This window comes from Commensalibacter melissae, assembly GCF_009734185.1.
Lineage (GTDB): Bacteria > Pseudomonadota > Alphaproteobacteria > Acetobacterales > Acetobacteraceae > Commensalibacter > Commensalibacter melissae.
This window is the reverse complement of sequence record NZ_CP046393.1, coordinates 1059742-1071519: the sequence shown is the minus strand read 5'-3', so window position 1 is coordinate 1071519 and position 11778 is coordinate 1059742. Positions and strand designations below refer to the sequence as shown.

12 protein-coding genes are annotated in these 11778 nt (G+C 35.7%); 6 read left to right on the top strand and 6 right to left on the bottom strand.

Annotation, left to right across the window (positions count from 1 at the left end):
- The first annotated feature begins 26 nt into the window (after positions 1 to 26).
- The 4 genes from GN303_RS04725 to rpmG all read left to right on the top strand — a co-directional run bounded on the left by GN303_RS04725 (position 27) and on the right by rpmG (position 3599).
- Positions 27 to 1199, top strand: coding sequence for an aminotransferase class I/II-fold pyridoxal phosphate-dependent enzyme (locus GN303_RS04725; RefSeq protein WP_110438034.1), 1173 nt, complete (start codon positions 27 to 29; stop codon positions 1197 to 1199).
- 2 nt (positions 1200 to 1201) lie between these two features.
- Positions 1202 to 1867: an alpha/beta fold hydrolase gene (locus GN303_RS04720; RefSeq protein ID WP_110438033.1), complete on the top strand. Its 666-nt coding sequence runs from the start codon at positions 1202 to 1204 to the stop codon at positions 1865 to 1867.
- Entirely contained in the window at positions 1860 to 3275 is a 1416-nt protein-coding gene (gene bioD / locus GN303_RS04715; protein WP_110438032.1) for a dethiobiotin synthase, read from the top strand. The genes GN303_RS04720 and bioD overlap by 8 nt, the downstream gene beginning before the upstream one ends.
- A gap of 156 nt (positions 3276 to 3431) precedes the next feature.
- Positions 3432 to 3599 carry a 50S ribosomal protein L33 gene (gene rpmG / locus GN303_RS04710; RefSeq protein WP_008853818.1) on the top strand — a complete coding sequence of 56 codons (168 nt, stop codon included), beginning with the start codon at positions 3432 to 3434 and terminating at the stop codon, positions 3597 to 3599.
- Between the two features lie 103 nt (positions 3600 to 3702).
- On the opposite strand, the gene GN303_RS04705 is transcribed toward rpmG, so the two are convergent.
- Together GN303_RS04705 and eno are read right to left on the bottom strand one after the other, a co-directional pair.
- The gene (locus GN303_RS04705; RefSeq protein WP_110438031.1) at positions 3703 to 4032 is read right to left on the bottom strand and encodes an FtsB family cell division protein; all 330 of its coding nucleotides are present in this window, start codon (positions 4030 to 4032) and stop codon (positions 3703 to 3705) included.
- A gap of 36 nt (positions 4033 to 4068) precedes the next feature.
- Positions 4069 to 5358: a phosphopyruvate hydratase gene (gene eno / locus GN303_RS04700; RefSeq protein ID WP_110438030.1), complete on the bottom strand. Its 1290-nt coding sequence runs from the start codon at positions 5356 to 5358 to the stop codon at positions 4069 to 4071.
- 208 nt (positions 5359 to 5566) lie between these two features.
- Here eno and GN303_RS04695 point away from each other — a divergent pair, with 208 nt between their 5' ends.
- Positions 5567 to 5842 (top strand): hypothetical protein, encoded by a 276-nt coding sequence (locus GN303_RS04695; protein ID WP_110438029.1) that lies wholly within the window; start codon positions 5567 to 5569, stop codon positions 5840 to 5842.
- A 181-nt stretch (positions 5843 to 6023) separates the two neighbouring features.
- Here GN303_RS04695 and kdsA read toward each other — a convergent pair whose 3' ends face one another.
- Genes kdsA through tpiA form a run of 4 tightly spaced genes read right to left on the bottom strand, consistent with a single transcriptional unit; the run spans position 6024 to position 9634 of the window.
- Entirely contained in the window at positions 6024 to 6860 is an 837-nt protein-coding gene (gene kdsA, locus GN303_RS04690; RefSeq protein WP_110438028.1) for a 3-deoxy-8-phosphooctulonate synthase, read from the bottom strand.
- Positions 6857 to 8488 carry a CTP synthase gene (locus GN303_RS04685; protein WP_110438027.1) on the bottom strand — a complete coding sequence of 544 codons (1632 nt, stop codon included), beginning with the start codon at positions 8486 to 8488 and terminating at the stop codon, positions 6857 to 6859. The genes kdsA and GN303_RS04685 overlap by 4 nt, the downstream gene beginning before the upstream one ends.
- 56 nt (positions 8489 to 8544) lie before the next feature.
- Positions 8545 to 8838 carry a preprotein translocase subunit SecG gene (secG, locus tag GN303_RS04680; RefSeq protein WP_110438026.1) on the bottom strand — a complete coding sequence of 98 codons (294 nt, stop codon included), beginning with the start codon at positions 8836 to 8838 and terminating at the stop codon, positions 8545 to 8547.
- Between the two features lie 40 nt (positions 8839 to 8878).
- On the bottom strand, positions 8879 to 9634 hold the full coding sequence (tpiA, locus tag GN303_RS04675; RefSeq protein ID WP_110438025.1) for a triose-phosphate isomerase: 756 nt from the start codon (positions 9632 to 9634) through the stop codon (positions 8879 to 8881).
- A 210-nt stretch (positions 9635 to 9844) separates the two neighbouring features.
- On the opposite strand from tpiA, the gene GN303_RS04670 reads away from it, so the two are divergent.
- Positions 9845 to 11767, top strand: coding sequence for a peptidylprolyl isomerase (locus tag GN303_RS04670; RefSeq protein WP_110438024.1), 1923 nt, complete (start codon positions 9845 to 9847; stop codon positions 11765 to 11767).
- Positions 11768 to 11778: the final 11 nt, after the last annotated feature.

Here is an 11778-nt window from a genome sequence, read left to right as displayed (position 1 = left end):
AACAAAAATTTGAAAAGAATAACTTAATGAATCGATTTGATATTTTTTTTGCTTGGGAATTAGACAAAAGAGCTAAAGAGGATTTAAAAAGAGAATTGCCAACATTTGAAATAATTGATTCATTACATATAAAAAATAAGGGTAAAAGTTATATAAATTTTTCCAGTAATGATTATCTGGGATTATCAAACAATGCAAATTTAAAAATTAAAGGTGAGGAGTTTTTAAGACAATATGGTACTGGAAGCGGGGCATCCAGATTAATTACGTCCAATGCTTCATATTATGGTAAAATCGAGGAGAAACTAGCTAATTTTCTAGGAACTGAAGCAGCATTAATATTTCCATCAGGTTGGCAGGCAAATGTCGGGGTTGTTGCTTCCCTCATTGAAAATTTTCCAAAACCAGTATGGGTATTTACGGATAAATTGAATCATGCCAGTTTGCATTATGGATGCAAAGCTGGTCAAGTTAAACAGATCCGTTTCAGTCATAATGATCTTGACCATCTACAAACACGATTGAAAAAAATTGAGGGGGAAAAAGGTTCAAGAATAATTTTAACGGAAACCATATTCAGTATGGATGGTGATGTCTGTGACTTGAAAAGATTAAGATCAGTTGCCGACCAATTTAATGCCTTTTTATTTTTAGATGACGCACATGCAACCGGAATATTTGGAAGTAAAGGTGAGGGATTGGCCCCTGCCTTTGCTGATTTAACGATGGGAACATTTAGTAAAGCGTGGGGAAGTTTTGGGGCCTATATAGCTGGATCCAGAGATTTATGTGAATGGCTGGTGAATTTTTGTTCTGCTTTTATCCACACGACTGCATTGCCCGCCGCCGTAATCGGTAGCATCGAGGCAGCGCTAGAATTAATGCCTTCATTAACTAACCAACGTGCCTTTTTGGTTAAACAGTCTGAAAAGGTTAGAAAACAATTAGAGTCACTGGGATATCAATGTGGTCAGTCTATTTCACATATAATTCCAATTATTGTTGGATCACCGATAAAGGCCCAATTAATAGCAAATGCTTTGAAAGAAAAAAATATCTGGATTACCCCAATTCGTCCACCCACCGTTCCCTTTCATGGAAGTCGTTTACGATTGACTCTTAGTGCCGGTCATCGAGAGGATGAAATAGAGTATTTACTAAAATCTTTTCATTCAATTGATCTAATTTCAATTCATTGATCATGAAAAATAATTATCGTTTGCTTTTTGTCCATGGATGGGGATATTCATCATCATTTTGGCAAAAATTACAAAATAATCTAAAAGAATACCACTCAGAAACAATTGATTTGGGTTTTATAGGGAAAAACACGGATAAAAATTGTAATCTTAAATCAATTTTAAACTTACAAGAAAAATATATTGCTGTAGGACACTCTTTAGGTTTTTTATATCTCTTAAAAAATTTTTCTTTTCGTTTCAAATATTATGTGGCTATTAACAGTTTCGCCAGATTTTCCAGAGATCCTACATTTCCGAAAGGTGTGGCATTAAGGGTTCTGGATCGTATGTCCAGAGGATTATCCATTGATTCAAATCTTATAATGAAACAGTTTTATCAGCAATGTGGTCAAGTAGTAAATTTTTTGCCCAGCTTTAATATTGAAGAATTGCAAAAAGGACTTGAATTTCTTAAATTTGAGGATGTTCGAAGTATCATTCCACAGATCAGAAATAAACTCACAGTTATAGCTTCAAAAAAAGATCTTGTTGTTAATGAAACCATGACCATACAATCATTTCAAGAGTGCAACTATTTGTGGCTTGACGATGATACACATATATTGCCTTTATCAAAAACGAATGCCTGTGCGGAAATCATCAGAGAACTTATAAATAATGTCTAGAAATTATAAAGAAAAAATAATCAAAGCTTTTGATCAGGCGGATCAATATGAAAAATTTGCCTCAATACAAAAAATTGTTGCGAAAAAATTGTCTGATTGTATTCGGAAACAGTTCAGAACTTCAGTCGATCGTAAAGAAAAAATATCAATTCTTGAAATTGGTTGTGGAACTGGATTATTAACTCAATATCTTATCGACTTTTTTCCTGATGCACATTTTGTATTGACGGATATATCACCTGAAATGCTGAATCGTGCAAAAAATAAGTTCAAAAACCATAAATACGATTTAACATTTAAGCTTATGGATGGTGAATATCCAGAATTGGATGAAAAATATGATTTGATTTGTTCAAGCCTGACTTTCCAATGGTTTGATAATGTTGCAAGTGCAATCAGGACTCTTACAAATTATTTGAAACAAAATGGCTATTTGATTTGTTCTACCCTAACGTTTGAAACGTTTAAAGAATGGCGTTCTATCTATAACGACAATGATTTTACCTGTAATTTACAGACTTATCCATCAATTGAATCTATTCAATCAGTTTGGCCAGAAACAGGAACCGGTCATTGGGAAACTGATGAGATCATTGTTCAAATTGACACAGCAATTGATTTTTTCAAAGGACTTCGTTCTATAGGAGCTTCTGTTCCTCTCGAAATTTCAAAACCCTTGAAGTTATCTCAGTTTAAGAAAGTTCTTTCTGATTTTAGTAAAAATTACAATTATTGTTCTTATCATATAGCCTATGGTGTTTTCCGTAAATTTTCCGCTAAAGGTTTTTTTGTTACGGGAACTGATACAGATATTGGAAAAACACTAATTTCTGCATGTTTAACAAAATTGCTAAATGCGGTTTATTGGAAACCTATTCAAACAGGTTTAAATTGCGATATTGGAGATACAAATACAGTTTGCTATTTAGCCGAACTTTCCGAGACACAATATTTATCCCCAATTATAAAATTGCAAGCACCTTTATCTCCTGAAGATGCTGCAAGACTGGAAAATCGTGAATTAAGCCTTGATCACGTGAATGTATCTGATTTGAAACAAGAAAACAAATACATAGTTGAAGGAGCGGGTGGGATTTTTGTACCTATCAATGATCATTTGTTTATCATTGATCTTATTGAAAAGATTAATTTACCTGTTATAATTGTAGCCCGAACTATTTTGGGAACATTGAATCATACCCTAATGACAATCGAGGCTTTAAGAAATAGAAATATAAAAATTTCAGGGGTAATTTTAAATGGCCCGTTGAACGAAGATTGTAAAAATTCTATAATTAGTCATGGAAAAGTCAAGATTTTGGGACAAGTGCCTTTTCTATCAAATGTAAATCCAGATAATCTTTCCACGTTATGTGGATGTATTTCCATTCCTGAAGAAATGGTCTAAAATCCGTAAAATATTATGAACAAATAATATTTGACAAAATCTTAAAATTTTGTAAGTAAGTTGAATTAAAGAATAGACTTGCTTTTATATGTAAAATATAACTCTAAAATATATAGTTATATTTTAGTAAATCAGCCTGATCAAAATGAGGACAGAATGGCGAAAAGTAACACAATACAAATTAAATTGCTTTCAACGGCGGAAACTGGTTTTTTCTATGTAACCAGAAAAAATGCAAGAGCCCATACCGGCAAGATGGAATTGAAAAAATACGATCCAGTCGTTCGTAAACACGTTGTTTTCCGTGAAGCAAAAATTAAGTAATTAATTTTAAATTAATTTATGGATTAAAAAGAAACTTTGGCTATTGATTTAGTCAGGGTTTTTTTTATTCAGATTTATTTCAATAAATCACTAATCTTTTATATTAATAAAGATGTTCATTTGTTTTATAAGGAATAATAATTTCTTCCTGGTTTGAATAACTTAACATAACCCGTGTTCGCTCATCTAAAAGGTCTGCATCAAGGGCATTTTCTTTTAATCCTTTAACTCTTCTTTCCCACGCCGCTTGTTCGGAAATTGCATCTTGCTGACTTTGCTGTGCTCTTATCATCTGTTCCTGTTGAATATGATAACTTTTTAGGCCATGATCCCCATCAAAGGTATTTTTTACAAAATATGCTGTCAGTAACAAGAAGAAAAGGGGAGGAATCGTTGCTTTTACAAATCTTTTTATTGCATGTATGATATGCATTGATTTTCTCCCCGTGTTTATCAATTGAAAAAAGAATTACAAGGTTTCTAAAGCTCTAAAGGCGTTACGACCAGCATATTTGGCTGTATTTCCCAAATCTTCCTCAATTCTGATTAATTGATTATATTTTGCCATGCGGTCAGAACGGGAAAGGGAACCGGTTTTAATTTGTCCTGCATTGGTTGCAACAGCCAAATCAGCAATAGTAGCATCTTCAGTTTCACCAGAACGGTGGCTTACAACGGTTGTATAACCATGACGATGTGCCAATTCCATCGCCTTGAAAGTTTCAGATAATGTTCCGATTTGATTGACTTTAACCAACAATGAATTACCTACATGGGCTTTAATTCCCTTTGCAAGTCTTTCAGGATTGGTTACAAATAAATCATCGCCGACCAATTGGATTTTATTTCCCAGTTTTTGCGTTAATTCAGTCCATCCTTCCCAATCATCTTCAGCACATCCATCTTCTGCAGAAATAATCGGGAAACTGTTGCAAAGTTCGGCAATATAATCAACCATCTGACTGGAATTAAAAATTTTCCCTTCACCTGTCATATTATATTTACCGTCCTTGAAAAATTCTGAAGAGGCAAGATCTAGCGCCAAGGAAATCTCCTTACCAGCTTTATATCCAGCTTTTTCAATAGCTTTTACGATATAGGACAATGCTTCATGTGCTGATTTGAGGTTAGGGGCAAATCCCCCTTCATCACCAACATTCGTGTTTAGTCCCGCTGCTTTAAGGTCTTTTTTCAATGCATTGAAAACTTCAGAACCCATGCGCACAGCTTCAGCAATTGAAGATGCCCCGTGAGGAACAATCATGAATTCTTGAATGTCGATAGGATTGTCGGCATGCTTACCACCATTCAGGATGTTCATCATTGGAACTGGAAGAATATGTGAATATGGAGAACCTATATAACGATATAATGGAAGACCCAATTCCTCTGCTGACGCCTTGGCAGCAGCCATTGAAACACCCAAAAGTGCATTAGCGCCAAGACGTCCTTTATTCGGAGTACCATCGAGTTCAATCATAGTTTGATCAATTTGTAACTGATCCAAGGATTCAAGACCAACGATTGCTTCGAATATTTCGCTATTGACGTTTTTAACAGCTGTTTGAACACCCTTGCCATTATAACGGTTTTTATCATTATCACGAAGTTCAACGGCTTCATGAACGCCGGTAGAAGCGCCGGATGGAACAGCGGCACGTCCAATAACGCCTGTTTCCAGTTCTACATCGACTTCAATTGTTGGGGTTCCGCGACTATCGAGGATTTCCCGAGCATGAATATCAACAATTGTACTCATTATTTAATCCTTACATTTTTATTTTTAATAAGAGTAAAAATTTGTATTTCCAAATCTATTTAACTAGATTGATAACTTAGTAAAATGCCAAGAATATTGGACATTTTGTTAAACATTACCAAGTATAATCAAGAAATGGTCAAATTGCCAGCTATTTACAATATTCAGCTAATTTTAAAAAAAATAATTGATCATTATGGAGAAATCTATGAATCGTATTCCCTTTATATTTTTTATTACAGGAATACTGTCGCCTTTACCCTTGTTCTTAATGACAATTTTCATTCTATTTTATCCTGCTTCTGTTTCAATTCAAAAATTGATAATTTCTTTTGTCAGTTATGCGGTAATTCTTTTGTCTTTCACTGGGGGAATAAACTGGATACTTGCAATTCAAAAACCAATTCTCTATTTGCAATCAGAGAGTGAGGAAATAAATAAAAAAAGAATGTTGCTGACCATATCACCCTGCATTATTAGGTGAAATAACAATTGTACTGACAATTTATAAATATGATCTGATCGCAATTTTTCTTTTGATATCAAGTTATATGCTATTATTCTCTTATGAGAAAAAATTTATCTTTCCAGCGAGTTGCCAGGTGGATATTATTCAATTCGCTGGATATTGACAATCATGATTGAAGTTTGTTTGATAAGCGCTTTTATTGCCCGTCTGATTTAACAATTTGATCAATTTTAATCAAGGTTTTCATTAATGGGGCAACATCTTTTAAATGTAACATGTTTGGTCCATCGCTCGGGGCCTGATCTGGATTCTCATGCGTTTCAATAAACAGACCTGCAACTCCCACAGCAACAGCGGCTCTGGATAAATATGGAACAAATTCTCTCTGACCACCTGATGATCCTCCCATTCCACCGGGTTGCTGAACAGAATGGGTGGCGTCAAATATAACTGGATAACCTGTTTGCGCCATTATAGGCAATCCCCGCATATCGCTAACCAGTGTGTTATATCCAAAAGATGTGCCACGATCGCATAGCAAAATATTTTCATTGCCTGTAGATGCTATTTTTTTGGCCACATTTTTCATGTCCCACGGTGCAAGAAACTGACCTTTTTTGACGTTGACAACTTTTCCAGTTTTCGCCGCAGCTATCAACAAATCCGTTTGTCTGCATAAAAAAGCAGGTATTTGCAATATATCTACAACTGATGCGACTTCTGCACATTGTTCTGGTAGATGAATATCAGTCAAAACAGGAATTTTCAACTTTGACTTTACCTCTTCAAGAATGGATAGACCCTTATCCATTCCTGGCCCTCTTTTCGTTCCAATACTGGTGCGATTAGCTTTATCAAAAGAACTTTTATAAACCAGTCCAATATTTAATTCCTGACAAATATTTTTTAAAATACCAGCCGTTTCAAGTGCATGATCTAGAGATTCAATTTGACAAGGACCCGCAATTAATATGAAAGGCAAATTATTTGCCAGTGTCAGGGATTGAACATTGACTGATTTATTCAGAATCATTTTGGAATGGCCTGTTCTGTTGCAGCTTTAATAAAGCTTGAAAAAAGAGGATGAGGTGAAAATGGCTTGGATTTGAGTTCGGGATGATACTGTACTGCAATAAACCAGGGATGGTCGGTATATTCTACGATTTCTGGCAAAACACCATCCGGAGAAAGTCCTGAAAATCTAAGGCCGGTTTTTTCAAGTTGATCTTTGTAATGAATGTTAACTTCATAACGATGACGATGCCGCTCTTGAATCTTGACATCTCCATAGATTTCGGCAACTTTTGAATTTGGGGTCAAAACAGCTTGATAAGATCCCAAACGCATTGTGCCACCCATATTATTTCCTGAATATCGATGTTTGACATGATCAGCATCAATCCATTCTGTTAAAATACCAATAAGGGGTTCATCCGTTGGACCAAATTCAGAAGAGGAAGCATTTGTAAGATTTGCCAGATTACGGGCACATTCAATAACCGCCATTTGCATTCCAAAGCAAATACCAAGGAAAGGGATATTTTGCTCCCTTGCATATTGTATGGCCTTGATTTTGCCTTCGCTACCACGTTCACCAAATCCACCCGGAACCAGAATGGCATTTGTATTTTCAAAAAATCCGGAAAGATTATCCATTGTTTCAAGTTTTTGGGCTTCAATCCATTGAAAGTTGACTTTAACCTTATTGGCAATTCCACCGTGAATTAACGCTTCAATGAGGGATTTGTAACTATCGAGCAAGGCAGTATATTTACCCACGATTGCAACATTAATTTCTGAACGAGGATGACGAATGGCATCGACAATTTCCTGCCATTTGCTCAAATCAGGTTCAGTTTGATATGGTAAATTGAAATGTTTCAATACTTCCGTATCAAGCCCTTCTTGATGATAGGCAATTGGACAGTCATAAATAGTGTCAACGTTTAAGGCGGGGACGACAGCTTCAGGTTTTACATTACAAAAATTCGCAATTTTTTGTCGTTCATTTTTGGGAATAGGACGATCGCAACGACATAATAAAATTTGGGGTTGTATTCCAACATTCTGCAATTCTTTGACAGAATGCTGGGTAGGTTTTGTCTTAAGCTCACCCGCAGAAGCAATCCATGGTACAAGAGTGAGATGAATGAATAATGTATGATCTGTTCCGAGTTCATTTTTTAATTGTCGTATGGCTTCAAGAAAAGGAAGACTTTCAATATCACCGACTGTTCCCCCAATTTCAACCAACATGAAATCCACATCTCCAGAATTGTTCAGGATAACGGACTTGATCGCATTAGTAATATGGGGAATTACCTGAACGGTTGCGCCTAGATAGTCTCCACGTCTTTCGCGCATGATTACATCAGAATAAATACGACCGGTCGTTGCATTATCATTTTTAGTTGCATTGACTCCTGTAAAACGTTCGTAATGACCCAAATCAAGGTCGGTTTCAGCTCCATCATCCGTAACAAACACTTCCCCATGTTGGTAAGGGCTCATGGTTCCCGGATCCACGTTCAAATAGGGATCAAGTTTTCTCAGTCGGACAGAATAACCACGAGATTGCAATAAACTTGCCAAAGCGGCAGAGGCAATGCCTTTGCCTAATGAGGATACAACACCACCAGTAATGAATATATATCGTGTCATGCAGCTTTCTTTACACGGAGTAGCTTTTATAAGAATTGAAGTGATTAAGGAAAAAACTATTTTTGGGGAATATTTTTTCCATTGGACACTGGTTGTGCAAGTATATCATTTGTTTTGGTCGAAGCCCCCTTGTTCATAACAGCCATTGTAATGCATAAGATCATAAAAATGGCTGCAAGAATCGCTGTAGTGCGAGTCAAAAGATTGGTTGTTCCTCGACCGGTCATAAATGCACCCATGCCTTGACTGGTTCCAATACCTAATCCTCCACCTTCACTTCTTTGAATTAAAACAATTCCGATCAGTGCAAAGGTTACGATTATATGCAAAATTAATAGAGCAGTCATCATGGTGTATATATACTTTCACAATCGATAGGGATAATAAAGGTTAAGACCTAATAAATTCTTGAGCTATGTCAATTAATTTTATGAAATCATCAGGAACAATGCTGACACCTCCAACTAGAACACCGCCCAGTTCAGGAGTGGCATAAATATCCCTAACATTACCAGGTTTTACAGAACCCCCATATAATATAGATATTTTTTTACCATTTTCTCCATATTGAGCAACAAGTTTTTTGCGAATGAATTGAATCATTTCAGAAATCTGATCATTATTGGCTGTTAATCCGGTACCAATGGCCCAAATAGGTTCATAAGCGACTAACCCATTAAAATTTTGAGGTAGGGAACCTTTTAACTGTGCCTCTACAATTTTTTCTTGTTGGTTTGTTTCTCGTTCTTGTTTGGTTTCACCGATACATACAACAGGTAATAGCCCTTTGTTTTGTGCTGCGATTGTTTTTTTTAAAACCAGTTGATCACTCTCCTGATGATCTTTTCTCCGCTCAGAATGACCCAAAACAACGTATTTCACTCCAATATCCTGTAACATGGCAGGGGAAATATCACCCGTATGTGCACCTTTATCTTCAAAATGGCAATCCTGAGCACCAAGTCCAAAAGGGCTGCTTTCGATCATTTCTTTAACAAGTTGTAACTGGGTGAACGGTGGGCACACGACTGTCTTTGCAAAATTATGATGATTTGTTGCATAGGTAAGCAAAGTTGAAACAATATGTTTTGCCTCTTGGGTTAATCCGTTCATTTTCCAATTACCAATAATAATCGGGCTGCTCATTTTAATATACTCCTTTGAATAAGGTAATGTTTGATAATCAGGATAGATAAGATATAAAGCTTATAGTATATAATGTGGATATGTTATGAAAGGATGTTTTTTAAAGCTGTTTATGAATAATATTTTCAAATGTTTTTGTGGATCAGTTTGGTCTTATCAATTATAGAATGATTCATTATCAATTAAAATAACGCGGTTGGGTTATATCACATGTTATCTCGGTTAAGGCATTTATTTATTGATTCCTGGTTTGGGCGAATTCTCGTCGCACTCATATTTATTGTATTTGTTGGATGGGGCGTCAGTGACATATTCATGAATGTCTGGAACAATGGCCTTAATGGTGATCCTAATGTTGTTGCCAAGGTTGGTGATAGAAAAATTTCTGTAATGGAATTGGATAACCTTTCCCAAAAGCAAATATACCAAGAGGCTATGAAAGAGGGATATTCGGATATTTCCCAAATTCCACCCATAGTTAAAAATATGACAATTAATCAAACGTTGCAGCAGCTGATTTTGCAAAATATTTTGATTAATAACGCTCATTCATTGGGGCTTAATGTTCCTGATACGGTGATTAGAGATACAATCTGGAATATGCCTGAATATCAAACAGATGGAAAATTTGATCGTGAGAAATTCAATTTGCAGTTAAAAGCGGCAAATATATCCGAAAAATATTTTCTTTCCATGGTTCGGGATCAAATATCCATTCAAAACATGATTGATCCAATTGTATCGGGGTTTAAAGTTTCTGATAGTTTTGTGCAGCCCTATTATCAATTTTTGAATCAGACGCGAAAATTATCCTTTGTTTCAGTGCCATATAGTCATTTTCATTCAGGAGAAACGCCAAAGGAAGAAATATTGAAGCGTTATTATGACAATCACTTATGGGAATTTAAAATCCCTGAATATAGAAGGGTAAAAATTGTCATTCTATCGCCTGATACAATAGCCAAAAGTCTGGAGATTGATGATAAAAGTTTACATCAAGCCTATGAATACAAGAAAAAGCAATTTGTTCATTCTGAAGCCAGAAGTTTTCAAGTCTTGACTTTTAACCAGCAAAGTCAGGCGCAGACAGCATCTGTATATTGGCGTCATCAAAACAACTGGGAAAAAATACAGGAGTATGCGCATAATAATCAAGGAACGGCTTTGGAAATGACAGGTCTAGAAAAAACGGCAATTCCTCTGCCCGAACTGGGTAATGAGGTTTTCAATGCAAATCCTGAAACAGTGACAGAACCATTCAAAACAACTTTAGGTTGGTCGGTAGTTAAAGTAACCCGGATACTACCTTCCAAAATTGTTAGTTTTGAACAGGCCAAATCACAATTGAAAGCTGAAATTGCAAATGAACAAGCCAAACAGGAATTGGGAAGTCGTGTTTCCAAATTACAGAACATTTTGGCAGAAGGAAGTAGTCTTGATAAAATTACATCTGATATAGGTGCTGATGCAGTGGAAGGAACAATTAATGAACAGGGATTGACCCTTAATGGAGAACAGGCACCTATACCCGCAAGTGGAAAATTCAGACAGAATATGTTGACCAAAATTTTCTCAACTGCCAAAAATACCTATCCTTCTGTGATGGATGGCGGAAATAATTCATATTATGCATTTTTAATTGAGGATATATTGCCTGCTCATGAGGAATCTTATGATAAAGCAAAAAACAAGGTTATAAAAGCCTGGCAAAATGCAGATATTTATCATCAGGCAAATATTGCCGCTACAGACATATATAAAGCTGTTTTTGTTCAGAAAAAGAAACTTGAAGAAGTAAAGTCAGGTTTTCCCTTACAGTTAAGTCAGGGATTTACTAGACAAAAGCCAGCCCAGAATCTATCGCCAGTATTGCAGAATGCAGCTTTTTCAATGAAATTTGGTGATGTCACTATGATTGAATCAAATGATGGTTTTGTGGTGGCAAGTTTGAATTTGATTGAAACACCGCAATCGAAAAATGATCAGGACAATTACCAAATTTTGAAAGATAAATTAGCTCAGTCTTTACAAAACGATATTGAGGCTAGTTATGCAATATCATTAGAACAATCAAGTAAACCCACAATCAATAAAAAAGCGCTTGATGCGTTAATTGATCAGCTGAGCCATTAACTCAAAAGGGA